This window comes from Streptomyces griseoaurantiacus, from assembly GCF_036189845.1.
GTDB lineage: Bacteria > Actinomycetota > Actinomycetes > Streptomycetales > Streptomycetaceae > Streptomyces > Streptomyces griseoaurantiacus.
Window position 1 is genome coordinate 6,119,946 of sequence record NZ_CP108326.1, and the last position, 17,507, is coordinate 6,137,452.

A 17,507-nucleotide genomic window follows, 5' to 3' on the forward strand; every position below is an offset into this window, starting at 1 on the left:
CGGGTGCTTCGGGTACCCGCGGACGGGGGGCAGGAGCCGGGCGTGACGACGACCTCGCCGCCGGGCAGCGGACCGGCGGCGCCGGCGTCAGCTCGGCGTCGAACTCGCCGAAGGACTGGTCCTCGACCACGTCGACGCCCGCGAACCGGCCTTCGCCCCGGCGCCGGCGCAGGCGCAGGCGGCCGGGATGTGGCCGACGTCCGCCTCACCGACGCCGAGCTGTCCCAGGGCACGACGGCCGCGCGCCTGCACGTGTCGCTGCGTGCCCTGCGGCGGGCCTTCGCGGGCCTTAACGGGGCTTCGCGCGTCTGCAGCCGCCGTAGGCGGCGGCCGGGGCGCCCGCCACCGGGCGGACCCGCCCCGCGTGACGGAGCCCTACCGGGAGCGGCGCTCCTGAAGAGCCGCCTCGATGGTGCGCATGACCTCGTCCAGGGGAGCGTCCGTGCGGGCCACCGTCACCAGGACCTCCCCGTGCGAGGTGGTCGCGGCCGGCGGGGCCGGGGAGGGGGACATCTCCCGGCCGGCGCCGATGCCCGTGCCGAAGGTCCGGCGGACGATCGCGAAGGCGTGGTCGAGCTGGGTCTCGACGTCGCCCCGGCCGTCCGCCCGCAGCCAGCGGCGCAGCACGTGGTTGTGGGCGGTGACGACCGCCGACGCGGCGACCTCCGCGAGCAGCGGGTCGTCGTTGGCGTCGTCCGCGTGCGCCCGCTCGTCGAAGTGGCCCAGCAGATAGCGGGTGAACAGCCGCTCGTAGCGGGCGACCGAGGCGATCTCCGCCTCCCGCAGCGTCGGCACCTCACGGGTCAGCCGGTAACGGGCCACCGAGATCTCCGGCTGGGCCGCGTACATCCGCATGACCTGCTTGATGCCGCGGCACACCGTGTCGAGCGGATGCTCGTGGGCAGGGGCGGCGTTGAGCACCGCCTCCACGCGGACAAGGGTGTCGTCGTGGTCGGGGAAGATCGCCTCTTCCTTGGAACGGAAGTGGCGGAAGAAGGTCCGGCGGGCGACCCCCGCGGCCGCCGCGATCTCGTCGACCGTGGTCGCCTCGTACCCCTTCGTGGAGAACAGCTCCATGGCCGCCGCGGCCAACTCGCGGCGCATCTTCAGCCGCTGGGCGGCGGCGCGGCCGCCGGCGGCGCGCTCCGGCGCGTCGGTCGAGGCGGCGATACGTGAGGACTTGGCGGGCTGGGGCATGCCCCGAACGTACTGCATGTGCGCAGCGTGACGGGCATCTCCCCGCCTTTCCGGCGCACCGGGGGGCGGGTGCGGGGCGGCCGGATCGAGGAGCCCGCCCCACTCCGGCGGCGCCGGGAACCGGCCGCCGGGAGGTGCTCCGCGGTCCGCCCCGGACCGCGGAGCACCGGACCGACCGCCCCCGCCCCGTTCAGCGCCGGGCATGTTCGCGGAAGCCGCGGCCCGTCTTGCGGCCGAGGCAGCCCGCGGCCACCAGATGCTCCAGGAGCGGGGCGGGCGCCATGCCCGGGTCGCGGAATTCGCGGTGCAGCACCTTCTCGATGGCCAGCGACACGTCGAGACCCACCACGTCGAGCAGCTCGAAGGGGCCCATCGGGTAGCCGCCGCCCAGCTTCATGGCCGCGTCGATGTCGTCGAGCGTCGCGTAGTGCTCCTGCACCATCTTGACCGCGTTGTTCAGGTACGGGAACAGCAGGGCGTTGACGATGAAACCGGCCCGGTCCCCGCAGTCCACCGGGTGCTTGCGGAGGTGCGCGCACACCTCACGGACGGTGGCGTGCACGTCGTCCGAGGTCAGCACCGTGCGCACCACCTCGACCAGCTTCATCGCGGGGGCCGGGTTGAAGAAGTGCATGCCGATCACGGACTGCGGCCGCGAGGTGGCGCGGGCACAGGCGACGACGGGCAGTGAGGAGGTGGTCGTGGCCAGCACCGCCCCCGGCTTGCACACCTTGTCCAGCGCGGCGAAGAGCTGCTTCTTGACCTCCAGATCCTCCGCCACCGCCTCCACCGCCAGATCGACGTCGGCGAAGGCGTCGTAGGAGTCGGCGGGGGTGATCCGGTCCAGGGCCGCCGCGGCCGCCTCCACCGTCATCCGGCCCTTGTCCACCGAGCGGGCCAGGGAACTGCCGATCCGGGCCCGCGCGGCCGCCGCCTTCTCCTCGGTGCGGGCGGCGAGGACGACGTCGTACCCGGCCTTGGCGAACACCTCGGCGATGCCGGAGGCCATGGTGCCGCTGCCTGCCACGCCCACGGAGCGGACGGGACGGGCGGTGCCGGAGGCGGGGCCGCCGGCCGGCGGGGTCAGCGCGTCCCGCACGACGGTCGCGCTGCCGGGCTCCTCGTAGGTGTAGAAGCCGCGGCCCGACTTGCGGCCCGTCAGGCCGGCCTCGCTGAGCTGGCGCAGGATGGGCGCGGGGGCGTGCAGCCGGTCCCTGGAGGCGGTGTACATCGCCTCCAGGACCGTGCGGGCGGTGTCGACGCCGATCAGGTCGAGCAGCGCCAGCGGGCCCATCGGCAGACCGCAGCCCAGCTTCATCGCGGCGTCGATGTCCTCGCGGGAGGCGTACTTGGCCTCGTACATCGCGGCCGCCTGGTTGAGGTACCCGAACAGCAGGCCGTCCGCGACGAAGCCGGGCCGGTCGCCGACGGCGACCGGCTCCTTGCCCAGGTCCAGCGCGAGATCGGTCACGGCCCGGACGGCGGCGGGGGAGGTGAGCACCGAGGAGACGACCTCGACGAGCCGCATCGCCGGGGCCGGGTTGAAGAAGTGCAGGCCGAGCACGCGCTCGGGGCGGGCCGACTCGGCGGCGAGCCGGGTGACGGAGAGCGCGTTGGTGCCGGTGGCGAGGATCGCGTCCGGGCGCACGAGGGCGTCGAGCTCGCGGAACACCTGCTGCTTGATCTCGTAGGACTCCGGGACCACCTCGATCACCAGGTCGGCCTCGGAGGCGGCCCGGAGGTCGGTGAAGGTGCGGAAGCGCGCGAGCACGTCCTCGCGCCGGTCCTCGGTCAGCCGGCCGCGCTCCACGGAACGGGCGGTGGCCGCCTCCAGGGCGGCGACGGCCCGGGTGGCGGCGGTCTCGCTGACGTCGATGCCGACGACCTCGCGGCCGGCCTGGGCGAGGACCTCGGCGATGCCGGTGCCCATGGTGCCGAGGCCGACGACGGCGACGGTCCGCAGCGGGGACAGGGAAGTGTCGGAGAGGGGAGTGGCCATCGCGGGACTCCAGAAATGAGGGTGACGACGGAAGCACGCACGTCGTGCGCCGCGGGGCGCACCGGAATGCGAGCGGGAGAGGGGTGCTGCGCGGGAATGTGCGGAGTTCGCCGGGCCGCGGGCGCGACCGTCCGACGCCGCTTCGGGCACACGTGCCCGCGCGGCGGCGGTGTCCGACCGGCCCTGTCCCCAGGCCGGGTCGCACCGCGGTACCCACGGAGCGGGGCACCGGACCGGCTGTTCCGCCCTCACGGCGGCTGCGTCACCAAACCGCCCTGAGGAACAGCGAGATGCGAGGGGTAACTCGCTCGTCTGAGCTTAACTCACGGGTAACGAGCGCGCCAGACCCTGTGCTTCAGGTTCTCGCGCCCTTCACGGGCCGGGCGGCCCCGGCCCATCTCCAGGGTTCCCCGCTGCCCTCCGGTGATGTTCGTGATCCGCGTCCCGCGCGGGCGGCCCCGCCCCTAACCTCGGAACCATGGACGAAGAGTTGCGAACGCTCACGGAGCGCTTACGGCGCGAGGCGGGCGGCGGCCCCGCCTACGAACGCCTGGTGACCACCGAGGACCCCGACGCGCTCGCGGCCGTCCTCACCGAACCCGGCCGCCCGCTGTGGGCCCGCGAACTGGCCGCCTTCCGCCTCGGCCTGGCCGGCGACCGCCGCGCCTTCGAGTCGCTCGTCCTCCTCCTCAACCACCGCGACCCGCCCCGCTGCGCCTCCGCCGCCCACGCCCTGGCCCGGCTCGGCGACCCCCGCACCGCCCGCGCGGCCGCAGCCCTCGCCACCAACGAACTGCGAGTCGCCTACGCCCTGCACCCCGTACGCCTGCTCACCGCGCTGGGCGGCCCCGAGGCCGTACCGGCGCTCCTCACCACCCTGCGCCGCCGGCTGCGCCCCCACGACCCCTACCGCCGCGTGGCCCTGGCCTGTGTCGAGGGCCTCGGCGTCCTCGGCGACCCCCGGGCCGTGCCCGTCCTGCGCGAGGCCCTGGCGCACCCGGCCCTGGCCGAGGCCGCCGTGCGCGCCCTGGAGCGGATCCCGGGCGCGCGGTGAGGCACCGGGGGCCGGACGGCCGCCCGTAGCGGCGGCCCGGCCCGGTGCGGACCGCACCGGCATGGCCCGGCACCGGATCCGGGCGGACGAGGCACGGCACCGGACCGGTCCCGATCAGCTCCGGAAGCCGAGCAGCCCGTGCAGTGCCGAGCCGGGCGAGGGCTTCGGCGCCGCCTTGGCCGCCTCCCCGGCCGGCCGGGGCTTCGGGGCGGGGAGCGCGGCACAGCGGGCGTCGGCCTCGCCCGGGCCGTGCGGCACCTTGCCGGTGCGCAGATACGTCGCCAGATGGCCGTCCAGGCAGGCGTTTCCGCTCAGCGTGATGCCGTGGTTCCCGCCGCCCTCCTCGACGACCAGCGCCGAGCCGCGCAGCAGGTGATGCGTCCGCACCCCGCCCTCGTAGGGCGTGGCCGCGTCGTCGGTGGCCTGGAACAGCAGCGCCGGCGGGAGCTTGTCGTTGGCGACGTCCACCGGCCGCTTCGCCGGTGTCGGCCAGAACGCGCAGGGCGCGTTGTACCAGGCGTTGTTCCAGGCCATGAACGGCGACTTGGAGTACACCGCCCAGCTGTCCTCGCGCCACCGGTTCCAGTCCTTCGGCCAGCCCGCGTCGCGGCACTGCACCGCGGTGTAGACGCTGTACCCGTTGTCACCCGCGGCGTCGACCGCGCCGAAGGTCCGGTACGCCCCGACCAACGCGTCCGCGTCCTTGTCGTGGACCCAGGCCGCGAACGCCTCGGCCAGATAGGGCCAGTAGCCGTCGTAGTAGCCGCCGGGGATGAAGGTGTCCTCCAGTTCGGCGGCGCCCACCGTGCCGCCGGCCGGGTGCGCGGCGAGGTCCTCCCGCATCGTGTGCCACTCGGCCTCGACCGCGGCGGGGTCGGTGCCGAGCCCGTAGGCCGCGTCGTGCTCGGCGATCCAGGCCAGGAACGCCCGGTGCCGCTCCTCGAAGGCGTGGTCCTGCTGGAGGTTGTCCTCGTACCAGACGCCCCTCGGGTCCACGATCGAGTCCAGCACCAGGCGCCGCACCCGCTGCGGGTAGAGCTTGGCGTAGACGGCGCCCAGGTAGGTGCCGTACGAGTACCCGAAGTAGTTGATCTTCTTGGCGCCGAGCGCCCGGCGCATCGCGTCCATGTCGCGCGCGGCGCTGACCGTGTCGAGATACGGCAGCAGGTCCTTGTACTTGGCGCCGCACGCCCGCGCGAAGGAGCGGGCGCGGGAGAGGTTGGCCTGTTCGAGCGCGGGCGTGCGCGGCACGGTGTCGGGGCGCACGGGGGCGAAGTGCCCCGGCGCGCAGTCCAGCGCGGGGGTGCTCGCGCCCACGCCGCGCGGGTCGAAGCCGATCACGTCGTACTGGGCGGCCACCGCCTTCGGCAGCGAGGAGGCGACGAAGCCGGCGAGACTCCGCCCGCTGCCGCCCGGCCCGCCGGGGTTGACCAGCAGCGGTCCCTGGAAGGTACGGGCGGTGTGCGGGACCCGGGAGAGGGCGAGGGTGATCTTGCGGCCGCTCGGCTTCGCGTGGTCGAGCGGCACCTTGAGGCTCGCGCACTGCAGGGTGGGGGTATCGCCGGTGGCGCACTTCTTCCAGCCGAGCTTCGCCGCGGCGGGCGGCGAACTCGCGGACGGGGAACCGGTGGTGGGCGTGCCCGGGGCGGTCGTGCCGGTCGTGCCCGTCGTGACGGCGGACGTCAGGGCGGGCGGCGCGGCGCTCGCCGCGGCCGGGGCGCCGGCCGGCAGCCCCGCCATCGCGATCGCGGCACCGCACAGCACCGCTGCGGTTCTTCTCATGCCGGGCCTCCCAAGGCGCGGGACAGGACGCACAGGACGCGGAATCCGCGCCCGTGAGGGGCACGGTCCTCGCCGCATCGTCCCGGGAAGCGCGCCCGGGGGAACCCGTTCGGGCAAAGTTCAGCCGATCGGGCCGCGGGATGCGTCCGGCTGCCGTGACCGGCGGCGCGGGGGCCCGGAGGCTCAGAGCAGGGTCAGCTGGGTGGGGGCGGCGGACGCCGTCGGTTCCAGGGACTCCTCGGGCAGCGGCCCGGCCGGCCGGATCCGGCGGGGCATCCCCGCGCGGGCGGGGCCGATCCCGTACTCCCGGGCCAGCTCGTGCACCTGACGGGTGATCCGGCGCTGGTACCAGGTCGGGGCGTAGGCGCCCGCCGCGTACAGGCGCTCGTAGCGGCGCACGAGGTGCGGGTGGTGGTGCTCCAGCCAGGCCATGAACCACTCGCGCGCCCCCGGGCGCAGGTGCAGTACCAGGGGGGTCACCGAGGTGGCCCCGGCCGCGGCGATCGCCCGCACGGTGGCCCGGAGCTGCTCGGGGCGGTCGCCGAGGAACGGTATGACCGGGGCCATCAGGACCCCGCAGCCGATGCCCTGCCCGGCGAGGGCGCGCACGACCTCCAGGCGCCGTTCGGGGGCCGGGGTGCCCGGCTCGACCGTGCGCCACAGCGCGGTGTCGGTGAAGCCCACGGAGACGGAGATGCCGACGTCGGTGACCTCGGAGGCCTGCCGGAGCAGGTCCAGGTCGCGCAGGATCAGCGTGCCCTTGGTGAGGATCGAGAAGGGGTTGGCGCGGTCCCGCAGGGCGGCGATGATCCCCGGCATCAGCCGGTAGCGCCCCTCGGCCCGCTGGTAGCAGTCCACGTTGGTGCCCATCGCGATGTGCTCGCCGTGCCAGCGCGGCGAGGCGAGCTGCCGGCGCAGCAGTTCGGGGGCGTTGACCTTCACCACGATCTGCGAGTCGAAGTCCAGGCCGGTGTCGAGGTCCAGATAGCTGTGGGTCTTGCGGGCGAAGCAGTACACGCACGCGTGCGAGCAGCCCCGGTAGGGGTTGACCGTCCATTCGAACGGCATGCGCGAGGCGCCCGGCACCCGGTTCACTATCGAACGGGCGCGCACCTCGTGGAAGGTGATTCCGCGGAATTCAGGGGTGTCGAACGTGCGTGTGGTGACCGCGTCCGCACCGAACAGCGCGGCGTCACGGGCGCGGTCCCCGGCGGGATCGGCGAGGTTGTCCCAGCGCATGGCGCCTCCTCGGGGTAGTGCGGCCCACCCAGAATAGAACATACGTTCCCTTGATCGGGGGAGTGGGGTCGTTCGTATGTTCGATATATGTGGGCGAGGGTTCCGGCCTGCGGCTTTTCCGGCATCTCGGGACTCCCGCCCGGCGTGGCGCACGGCGCGTGCGCCGGGGTCCGGGTGCGCGTGCTCGCGGTCCGCGTTCGCCCGCCGCCCGGGGTGTGGTGGGATTGACCCCACCCGTCACACGTACAGGAAGAGGAACGTCATGGCGCAGGTCGAGGCCACCACCGAGCGAGTCATCGCTGCGGACGCGGAGAAGGTGTTCGACTCCCTGGCCGACTACACCGGCACGCGCGCGAAGCTGCTGCCCGAACACTTCAGCGAGTACGAGGTGCGCGAGGGGGGCGACGGCGAGGGCACCCTCGTCCACTGGAAGCTGCAGGCCACGAGCAAGCGCGTGCGCGACTGCCTGCTCGAGGTCAGCGAGCCGACCGACGGGGAGCTGGTCGAGAAGGACCGCAACTCCTCCATGGTCACGACCTGGCGGGTGACCCCGGCGGGCGAGGGCCGGGCACGGGTCGTCGTCACGAGCACGTGGAACGGCGCGGGCGGCATCGGCGGCTTCTTCGAGAAGACGTTCGCGCCCAAGGGCCTCGGCCGCATCTACGACGCGGTGCTCGCGCGGCTGGCCGCCGAGACGGAGAAGTAAGGAGCGCGCGCCCTCCCCTCGCGCGCCGCCGCGCCCTCCCGCGCCCTGCCCCACCCCTTCACCCGTGCGCTTCCCTCACCGGATCGGGTGGATCTCCCAGTTGCTGTTGCGCTTCCCGTAACTCCGTGCGGTGGCGCGGAGTTGGCTGGGGGCGCGGGCAGGGCGCGAAAGGCGTGGTGAGGGGAGCGTTTACGTGGGCGGGATCACTCTGACGCAGGACGAGACGGATCTCGCGCCCCCGCGCGCCCCCGAACCGCCACCCCCGCCCGCCGCCGCCCCACTCACCCCGCGACGGGTCCGGCTGGTCTTCCTCGGCCTGATGCTCGCCCTGCTGCTGGCCGCGCTGGACCAGATGATCGTCGCCACCGCGCTGCCCAGGATCGTCGGTGAGCTGCACGGGCTGGACAAGATGTCCTGGGCCGTCACCGCCTACCTGCTCACCGCGACCGTCGGACTGCCCGTCTACGGCAAGGCCGGTGACCTCTACGGCCGCAAGGGTGTCTTCCAGTTCGCCATCCTGGTCTTCGTCCTCGGCTCCGCGCTGGCCGGCCGGGCCGGGAACATGGACCAGCTGATCGCCTACCGGGCGGTCCAGGGCGTCGGCGCCGGCGGACTCATGATCGGCGTGCAGGCGATCATCGCGGACATCGTGCCGCCCCGCGCCCGGGGCCGCTACATGGGCGCGATCGGGGCGGCCTTCGGACTCGCCTCGGTGGCCGGCCCGCTGCTCGGCGGCTACTTCACCGACCACCTGTCCTGGCGCTGGTGCTTCTACATCAACGTGCCCTTCGGCCTGGTCACCCTCGCCGTCGTCGCCGTCGTCCTGAAACTGCCCCGGCCCGACCGCCGGGCCCGGCTCGACGTGCCCGGCACGCTCCTGCTGGCCGCCGCCTCCACCTGCCTCGTCCTGCTGACGAGCTGGGGCGGCACCGAGTACGCCTGGGGCTCGCGGGTCGTCCTCGGTCTCGGCGCGGGAGCCGTGGCGGCCATCCTGCTGTTCCTGCTCGCGGAGCGGTACGCCGCCGAACCCCTCATCCCGCTGCGGCTGTTCCGCGACCCGGTCTTCAACGTCACCGCGCTCGTCGGACTGGTCATCGGCGTCGCCCTCTTCGGCGCGGCCAGCTATCTGCCGACCTTCCTGCAGATGGTCGACGGGGTCTCCGCCACCGAGTCCGGGCTGCTGATGCTGCCCATGATGGCCGGGATCGTCGGCGCCTCCATCGTCTGCGGGCAGCTCATCAGCCGCACCGGCCGCTACAAGCCGTACCCGCTGCTCGGCAGCGCGCTGTCCGCCCTCGGCATGTGGCTGCTGTCCGGACTCGGCACCGACACGCCCCGGCTGCAGTACAGCATCTGGATGGCCGTCCTCGGCACCGGCATCGGCATGGTGATGCCGGTCCTCGTCCTCGCCGTGCAGAACGCCGTGCGCCCCGCCGACCTCGGCACCGCGACCAGCGCCAACAACTACTTCCGGCAGATCGGCGGCAGCGTCGGCGCCGCCGTCTTCGGCACGCTCTTCGCCCGGCGGCTCACCGAGGCGCTGAGCGAGCGGCTGCCCTCCACCGCGGCCGGCGCGCTGCCGGACCCCGAGTCCCTCACCCCGCAACTGGTCCGCACGCTCCCGCCCGAGCTGCGCGAGGCCTATGTGCGCGCGTACGCCGACGCGATGCCGCGCATCTTCCTCTACCTGGTGCCGATCCTCGTCCTCGGGCTCGTCCTCGCCTGCTTCCTCAAGGAGAAACCGCTGGTGTCCCACCCCACCTCCACCGACGCCCCCGCCACCGGGCAGGTCCCGCAGGCCCGCCTCTCCACCTCCGGCGGAGTGCCCGTCTGCGGCGGCGTGCAGCATCCCGACGGCACCGCCGTACCGCGCGCGGCACTCACCCTCATCGACGTCACCGGCGCGCAGATCGGGCGCGGCGCCAGCGGGGACGACGGGCGCTACGCGCTCGCGACACCCGGGCCCGGGGCGTACGTGCTGATCGCCGCGGCCGGCGGTCACCAGCCGCAGGCGGTCTCCGTGACGGTCGGCGAGCGCCCCGTCGAACTGGACGTGGTGCTCGGCGGCGCCGGACGGCTGGCGGGCAGCGTGCTCACCGCCGACGGCACGCCCGTGCGGGACGCGGCGGTCACCCTCACCAACGCGCACGGCGAGGTCGTCGGGTCCACCCGGAGCGGGGCCGAGGGGAGTTATCTGATCACCGAGCTGGTGGCCGGCGAGTACACCCTCGCGGCGAGCGCCCCCGCGTACCGGCCGGCCGCCCTCCCGGTCACCGTCCACGCCTCCCGGGAGACCCGGCAGGACGTCGAGCTCGCGGGCGGGGCGGTGCTGCGGGGCACCGTCCGGGCGGGCGGCGGCCGGCCGGTGGAGGACGCGCGGGTGACGCTGCTGGACGCCGCGGGCAACGTGGTCGACTCGGTGACGACGGGGGCGGACGGGGTCTTCCGGTTCGTGGACCTCTCCTCGGGCGAGTACACGGTGATCGCGGCGGGGTACCCGCCGGTGGCGACGGTCCTGCGCATGGCCGGCGGCGGCCGCACGGAACGCGACCTGCATCTGGGCCACGAGGACTGAGAGGACTGAGAGGGATCCCCCTCAGGACCCTCGGGGCGTGGCCCCCGAGGGGGACGGGCAGGGGCGGCGGGGGCGAAAAAGCGCCGGGGAACGCGTACCGTTTCGGCAATGAAGATCCTCCTCAGCGCCGACATGGAGGGCGCCACCGGTGTGACCTGGCCCGCCGACGTACTCCCCGGCACTCCCCAGTGGGAACGCTGCCGCGTCCTGTTCACCGGCGACGTGAACGCCGCCGTGCAGGGGTTCTTCGAGGGTGGCGCCGACGAGGTCCTCATCAACGAGGCGCACTGGTCGATGCGCAACATCCTCCTGGAACACCTGGACGACCGCGCCGAGATGCTCACCGGCCGGCACAAGAGCCTCTCCATGGTCGAGGGTGTGCAGCACGGCGACGTGGACGGCATCGCCTTCCTCGGCTACCACGCCGGCGCCGGGATGGAGGGCGTCCTCGCCCACACCTACCTCGCCAACCAGATCACCGGCGTCTGGCTGAACGACGTGCGGGCCAGCGAGGGGCTGCTCAACGCGGCCGTCGCCGCCGAGTACGGCGTCCCGGTCGTGCTGGTCACCGGCGACGACGTGGCCTGCGAGGACGCCCTCGGCTACGCGCCGGAGGCGCTGAAGGTCGCGGTGAAGGACCATGTCTCCCGGTACGCGGCCGTCTGCCGCACCCCCGCGCGCACGGCCGCCGACATCCGCGCCGCCGCGAGGGAGGCGGCCGCGCTCGCCGTCCGTCACGCGCCCGCGCAGGACGGCCCGTTCACCGTCGCGGTGGAGTTCGACGCCGAGCACCTGGCCGCCGCCGCCACCGTCGTCCCGGGAGTCGCCCGCGCCGGCGAGCGCAAGGTCGCGTACACCAGCGCCACGATGTACGAGGGAATCCGCACCTTCAAGGCGGTCACCACGATCGCCTCGTCCGCCGTGGAGGAGCAGTATGGCTGAGAACGGCAGCACCACCGGCCACCGTGTCGGGGACCGGGCGCTGGAGGAGGTCGTCCGATTCACCTCCGACCTCATCCGCATCGACACCACCAACCGCGGCGGCGGCGACTGCCGCGAACGTCCCGCCGCCGAGTACGCGGCGGAGCGGCTCGCCGAGGCCGGACTGGAACCGGTGCTGCTGGAGCGCACCCCCGGCCGCGCCAACGTCGTCGCCCGTCTCGCGGGCACCGATCCCGCCGCCGAGGCGCTGCTGGTCCACGGCCACCTCGACGTCGTCCCCGCGCGGGCGGACGAGTGGAGCGTGCACCCCTTCTCCGGCGAGGTGCGCGACGGCGTCGTCTGGGGGCGCGGGGCCGTCGACATGAAGAACACGGACGCGATGATCCTCGCCGTCGTCCGGGACTGGATGCGCGCGGGCGTACGCCCCCGGCGCGATGTGGTGATCGCGTTCACCGCCGACGAGGAGGCGAGCGCGGCGGACGGCTCCGGCTTCCTCGCCGAGCGCCACGCCGGGCTCTTCGAGGGCTGCACGGAGGCCATCGGCGAGTCCGGCGCGTACACCTTCCACGACGGCGCCGGGCGCCGGATCTACCCCGTCGGGGCGGGGGAACGCGGCACCGGCTGGCTGAGGCTCACCGCGCGCGGCCGCGCCGGACACGGCTCCAAGGTCAACCACGACAACGCGGTCACCCGGCTCGCCGCGGCCGTCACCCGCATCGGCGAACACCGCTGGCCCCCGCGGCTCACCCCGACCGTCCGCGCCGCCCTCACCGAACTCGCCGCGCTGTACGGCATCGAGGCGGATCTGGACGGCAGGCACGCCGCCGAGGGGGTGGACGCCCTCCTGGACAAGCTCGGCCCGGCCGCCGCCCTCGTCGAGGCCACCGTCCGCAACAGCGCCAACCCGACGATGCTGGACGCCGGTTACAAGGTCAACGTGATCCCCGGCGAGGCCGTCGCCCATGTCGACGGGCGCTTCCTGCCCGGCGGCGAGGAGGAGTTCCGCGAGACCCTGGACCGGCTCACCGGACCCGACGTGGACTGGGAGTTCGACCACCGCGAGGTGGCCCTCCAGGCGCCGGTGGACTCACCGACCTTCGCGAGGATGCGTGCGGCCCTGAAGACCTTCGCCCCCGAGGGCGACGTGGTGCCGTACTGCATGTCGGGCGGCACCGACGCCAAGCAGTTCGCCCGGCTCGGCATCACCGGCTACGGCTTCGCCCCGCTCCGGCTGCCCGAGGGCTTCGACTACCAGGCGATGTTCCACGGCGTCGACGAGCGCGTCCCCGTCGAGGCGCTCCACTTCGGCGTCCACGTCCTCGACCACTTCCTGCGCACGGCCTGAGGAGGGCCGCGGACACATGGTGCACATCCTCCCTCACGGGACCTGGCCCTCCCCGCTGGACGCGGCCACCGCCGCCGCGCACGACGGAACGCCGGACCACGTCGGCTTCGTCGGCGACGAGCCCTGGTGGACCGAGCCGCGCCCCACCGAGGGCGGCCGCCGCACCCTCGTGCGGCGCACCGCCGACGGCACGGTGCGCTCCGTCCTGCCCGCGCCGTGGAACGTGCGCAGCCGCGTCCACGAGTACGGCGGCCGGCCCTGGGCCGGGACGACGGGCCCCGAGGGCCCGCTGGTGGTGTTCAGCGAGGGCGCCGACCAGCGGCTGTACGCCCACGCACCGGACGTGCCCGGTGCCGTGCCGCGCCCGCTCACCCCGCTCTCGCCGGTCGGCGGCGGACTGCGCTGGGTGGACCCGGTGATCCACGCCGGGCGGGGCGAGGTCTGGTGCGTCCTGGAGGAGTTCACCGGCGAGGGCCCCTGGGACGTGCGCCGGGTGCCCGTCGCCGTGCCGCTGGACGGCTCCGCCGCCGAGGACCGCGCCGCCGTCCGCGAACTCACCGCCGCCGCGCACCGGTTCGTCACCGGACCCCGCCTCTCGCCCGACGGCCGCCGCGCGGCCTGGCTCGCCTGGGACCACCCCCGGATGCCGTGGGACGGCACCGAACTCCTCCTCGCGGACGTCGGCGAGGACGGCCTCCTGCACGGGGTGCGCACGGTCGCCGGCGGCCCCGAGGAGTCGATCCCCCAGGCGGACTGGGACGCCGACGGCACCCTCCTCTACCTCTCCGACCGCAGCGGATGGTGGAACCCCTACCGGCTCGACGAGGCCGGGCGGCACCACCGGCTGTGTGCGCGCGAGGAGGAGTTCGGCGGTCCGCTGTGGACGGTGGGGCAGCGCTGGTTCGCCCCGCTCGCCGGAGGGCTCCTCGCCGTCGTGCACGGCCGGGGCACCACCACGCTCGGCATCCTCGACCCCGAGACCGGCGAGGTCGTCGACGCGGCCGGATCCTGGAGCGAGTTCGCCCCCACGCTCGCCGTGCACGGCAGCCGGATCGTGGGCGTCGGAGCGGGCCCGCGCAGCGCGCCCGCGGTCGTGGAACTCGACGCGCGCACCGGCCGCATCCGGGTGATAGGCGCCCCGGCCGAGGACCCGGTGGACGCCGGTTACTGTCCCGAGCCGCAACCGCGCACCTTCACCGGGCCGGACGGCAGGGACGTCCACGCCCGCCTCTACCCGCCGCACCACCCCGAGTGCGCGGCGCCCGAGGGCGAGCTGCCGCCCTACGTGGTGTGGGCGCACGGCGGGCCCACCAGCAGGGCGCCCGTCGTCCTCGACCTGGAGATCGCCTACTTCACCTCGCGCGGCATCGGCGTCGCCGAGGTCGACTACGGCGGGTCCACGGGATACGGGCGGGAGTACCGCAACCGGCTGCGGGAGCAGTGGGGCGTCGTCGACGTGGAGGACTGCGCGGCCGTCGCCCTCGCCCTCGCCGAGGAGGGCACCGCCGACCGGCGGCGGCTCGCCGTGCGCGGCGGCAGCGCGGGAGGCTGGACGGCGGCCGCGTCCCTGGCCACGACCGACGTGTACGCCTGCGGCACCATCCGCTACCCCGTGCTGGACCTCGCCGGCTGGGCGGAGGGCGGCACCCACGACTTCGAATCGCGGTACCTGGACAGCCTGATCGGCCCGCTGACGGGGCCGGACGCCGTTCCGGGACGGTACGCGGAGCGGTCCCCGGTGGAGCACGCGGAGGCGATCACGGCGCCGTTCCTGCTGCTCCAGGGCCTGGACGACGTGATCTGCCCGCCGGCGCAGTGCGAGCGGCTGCTGGAGCGGATGGCGGGCCGGGGCGTGCCGCACGCCTACCTGACCTTCGAGGGGGAGGGGCACGGCTTCCGCCGCGCCGAGACGACGGTACGGGCACTGGAGGCGGAACTCGGCCTGTACGCGGAGGTGTTCGGGCTGCCGGGGCTGCCGCGCCTGGAGCTGCGGGGCACGTGAGGCGGGGGCGGGGGTGCGGGCGGTGTGCGGCCGCCCGGGCCCCCTCCGGGACGGCGCCGGCCGCGTCGTAGAGTGGGCGGGTGTCCGCCCGTCACCTCGCCGAAGGCCCCCGCGTCGCGCTACGGCCCTTCACCTACGAGGACGCCGCCGAGTTCACCGCGCGCGTCCGGGAGAGCAGGGCGCTGCACCACCCCTGGCTCTTCCCGCCCGAGACCACACCCGCCTACCGGGCCTACGCCGGCCGCCTCATCGAGGACCCCACGAAGGCCGGCTTCCTCGTCTGCGACCGCGAGGACGGCGGCCTCGCCGGCTACGTCAACATCAACAACATCGTCCACGGCGGCTTCCTCAGCGGCGCCCTCGGCTACGGCGCCTTCGCGCACGCCGCGGGGCGCGGCCTGATGACCGAGGCGCTCGGCCTCGTGGTCGCGCACGCCTTCGGCACCCTCGGCCTGCACCGCCTGGAGATCAACGTCCAGCCCGGCAACGCCGCCTCCGTCGCGCTGGCCCGCCGCTGCGGCTTCCGCCTGGAGGGCTACTCGCCCGAGTTCCTGTTCATCGACGGTGCCTGGCGCGACCACCAACGCTGGGCGCTCACCACCGGGATGACGCGGACCGGCACCGCCTTTGCCCAATCCTGACCGGAACGCCCCCTGGTGAGGGCGCCGAAGGGCGGGTTCCATGACCGGGTGACGACGATCCGACGTGCCGCAGTGACCCTGCCCGCCGCCGACCTCGGCCCCGCCAACCCCCTGCCGCCCCTCCTCCCGCTCGACGAGGCCCATCACGTGGAGGAGAGGGACCTCGCCGGGGTGCCGGGCGACATGGCCCGGCAGATCCGCTACGCCCCTCTCGGCAGCGTGCTGCCGGCCCCCCTGTTCGACGGCTACGACAGGCGGCGCGCACCGCGCACGTTCGACGCCCTGGTCCTGGAGAACGACCGGCTGCGCGCGACCGTCCTGCCCGGCCTCGGCGGACGCGTCGTCTCCCTCGTCCACCTCCCCACCGGACGCGAACTGCTCTACCGCAACCCGGTGTTCCAGCCCGCCAACTTCGCGCTCAACGGCGCCTGGTTCTCCGGCGGCATCGAGTGGAACATCGGCGCCACCGGCCACACCACCCTGTCCTGCGCGCCCCTGCACGCCGCCCGCGTCACCGCCCCCGACGGCGGCGAGATGCTGCGGCTGTGGGAGTGGGAACGGCTGCGTGACCTGCCCTTCCAGGTCGACCTGTGGCTGCCGGACGGCTCCGACTTCCTCTACGTCGGCGTCCGCGTCCGCAACCCCCACGACCGGCCCGCGCCCGTGTACTGGTGGTCCAACATCGCGGTCCCCGAGGAACGCCGGGTCCTCGCCCCTGCCGAAGAGGCCTGGCACTTTGGTTACGAACGCCGGCTGCGCCGCATCCCGGTGCCCGAGTGGGAGGGCGCCGACCGCTCGCACCCGCTCAACAGCCCGCATGCGGCGGACTACTTCTACGAACTGCCCGAGGACGCCCGCCGCTGGATCGCCGCGCTCGACGACACCGGGCACGGCCTGGTGCAGACCTCCACCGCCGCCCTGCGCGGCCGCAAGCTGTTCGTGTGGGGATCGCGCCCGGGCGGCCGCCGCTGGCAGGAATGGCTCACCGAGCCCGGCACCGGCGGCTACTGCGAGATCCAGGCCGGTCTGGCCCGCACCCAGCTCGAACACGTCCGCCTCGCCGAGCGGGGCGAGTTCAGCTGGCTGGAGGCGTACGGTCCGCTGCACGCCGACGCGGGCGCCGTGCACGGCGACTGGGCGGGGGCGCGCACGGAGGTGGAGCGCAGGCTGGAGGAGGCACTCCCGCACGCCCGGGTGGCGGAGGCCTACGAGGCCTGGCTGCCCTGCGCGGACGGCGAGCCCGGCGAGGTGCTCGCCCGCGGCTCCGGCTGGGGCGCGCTCGAAGTGCTGCGCGCGGGGGAGAAGCTGCCGGGCACCCCCTTCGAGGAGAGCACCCTCACCGAGGCGCAGGAGCCGTGGCTGCGGCTGCTGCGCTCGGGGGAGCTGCCCGAGCCGGAGCAGCCGGGGCCGCCCGGCGAGAGCCTCGTCGCCCCGCACTGGCGCGATCTGCTGGAGAGCGCCGCCGCGCGGCCCCTGACCGAGTACCACCTCGGTGTCGCCCAGTGGCACGCGGGCGACCGGGCGCAGGCCGTACGGAGCTGGGAACGGGCGCTGCGGCGGACGTCCCTCCGCTGGCCGCTGCTGCGCTGCCTCGCCGTCGCCGACCGGGCGGCGGGGGACGGCGAACGGGCCGCCGCCCGGTACGCGGAGGCCTTCGACGAGCTGTCCCGGGGGCCCGGCGAAGGCGGTGCCGCCGACCTCGTCGCCCTGGCCGCCCTGGGACGGGAGACGCTGGAGGCCCTGCTCTCCGCCGGGCGCGTTTCGGAGGCGCGCTCCGTGTGGGCGAGGCTTCCGGGGGAGGTGCGGGAACGGGGGCGGTTCCGGCTGCTCGGAGCGCGGCTGCTGCTCGCGGAGGGGGACCGGGCGGGGGCCCGGGCCCTGTTCGACGAGGGGGTCGAGGTGGCCGACCTGCGGGAGGGCGAGGAGGCGCTCGGTGAGCTGTGGGCGCGGCTCACGGACGAACCGCTGCCCGCGCGCCACGACTTCCGGATGCGGCCGGAGGGCGACTGAGAAGAGGTGGCGGGC

The 17,507-nt window shown here is 74.6% G+C and carries 12 protein-coding genes; 8 read left to right on the forward strand and 4 right to left on the reverse strand.

The annotated features are described in order from the left end of the window. Positions 1-375 precede the first annotated feature (375 nt). Both OHB09_RS27070 and OHB09_RS27075 read right to left on the reverse strand, forming a co-directional pair. The gene (locus tag OHB09_RS27070) at positions 376-1,197 is read right to left on the reverse strand and encodes a TetR family transcriptional regulator (protein ID WP_040896732.1); all 822 of its coding nucleotides are present in this window, start codon (positions 1,195-1,197) and stop codon (positions 376-378) included. 190 nt (positions 1,198-1,387) lie between these two features. Next, complete coding sequence (locus tag OHB09_RS27075) at positions 1,388-3,196, reverse strand: 3-hydroxyacyl-CoA dehydrogenase family protein (protein WP_328922678.1); 1,809 nt, start codon at positions 3,194-3,196, stop codon at positions 1,388-1,390. 478 nt (positions 3,197-3,674) lie between these two features. On the opposite strand from OHB09_RS27075, the gene OHB09_RS27080 reads away from it, so the two are divergent. Beyond that, positions 3,675-4,250 (forward strand): adenylosuccinate lyase, encoded by a 576-nt coding sequence (locus OHB09_RS27080; protein WP_006142967.1) that lies wholly within the window; start codon positions 3,675-3,677, stop codon positions 4,248-4,250. A gap of 114 nt (positions 4,251-4,364) precedes the next feature. On the opposite strand, the gene OHB09_RS27085 is transcribed toward OHB09_RS27080, so the two are convergent. Next, the gene (locus tag OHB09_RS27085) at positions 4,365-6,032 is read right to left on the reverse strand and encodes an alpha/beta hydrolase (protein ID WP_328922679.1); all 1,668 of its coding nucleotides are present in this window, start codon (positions 6,030-6,032) and stop codon (positions 4,365-4,367) included. A gap of 183 nt (positions 6,033-6,215) precedes the next feature. Beyond that, a complete protein-coding gene (locus OHB09_RS27090) occupies positions 6,216-7,271 on the reverse strand; it encodes an Rv2578c family radical SAM protein (protein WP_328918335.1) in 1,056 nt (351 codons plus the stop codon). Between the two features lie 262 nt (positions 7,272-7,533). On the opposite strand from OHB09_RS27090, the gene OHB09_RS27095 reads away from it, so the two are divergent. From OHB09_RS27095 to OHB09_RS27125, 7 genes are all read left to right on the forward strand, one after another. Continuing rightward, a complete protein-coding gene (locus OHB09_RS27095) occupies positions 7,534-7,977 on the forward strand; it encodes an SRPBCC family protein (RefSeq protein WP_006142964.1) in 444 nt (147 codons plus the stop codon). Positions 7,978-8,170: 193 nt separating this feature from the next. Continuing rightward, entirely contained in the window at positions 8,171-10,552 is a 2,382-nt protein-coding gene (locus tag OHB09_RS27100; RefSeq protein ID WP_093593212.1) for an MFS transporter, read from the forward strand. A gap of 108 nt (positions 10,553-10,660) precedes the next feature. Beyond that, positions 10,661-11,494: a M55 family metallopeptidase gene (locus OHB09_RS27105; RefSeq protein WP_167794149.1), complete on the forward strand. Its 834-nt coding sequence runs from the start codon at positions 10,661-10,663 to the stop codon at positions 11,492-11,494. Continuing rightward, positions 11,487-12,839 (forward strand): M20/M25/M40 family metallo-hydrolase, encoded by a 1,353-nt coding sequence (locus OHB09_RS27110; protein WP_006142961.1) that lies wholly within the window; start codon positions 11,487-11,489, stop codon positions 12,837-12,839. Before OHB09_RS27105 ends, OHB09_RS27110 begins: the two co-directional genes overlap by 8 nt. Positions 12,840-12,855: 16 nt before the next feature. Further along, a complete protein-coding gene (locus OHB09_RS27115) occupies positions 12,856-14,841 on the forward strand; it encodes a prolyl oligopeptidase family serine peptidase (protein WP_093593206.1) in 1,986 nt (661 codons plus the stop codon). Positions 14,842-14,921: 80 nt separating this feature from the next. Further along, on the forward strand, positions 14,922-15,482 hold the full coding sequence (locus tag OHB09_RS27120) for a GNAT family N-acetyltransferase (RefSeq protein ID WP_006142959.1): 561 nt from the start codon (positions 14,922-14,924) through the stop codon (positions 15,480-15,482). A gap of 48 nt (positions 15,483-15,530) precedes the next feature. Further along, on the forward strand, positions 15,531-17,492 hold the full coding sequence (locus OHB09_RS27125; RefSeq protein WP_328922680.1) for a DUF5107 domain-containing protein: 1,962 nt from the start codon (positions 15,531-15,533) through the stop codon (positions 17,490-17,492). The last annotated feature ends 15 nt before the right edge of the window (positions 17,493-17,507 follow it).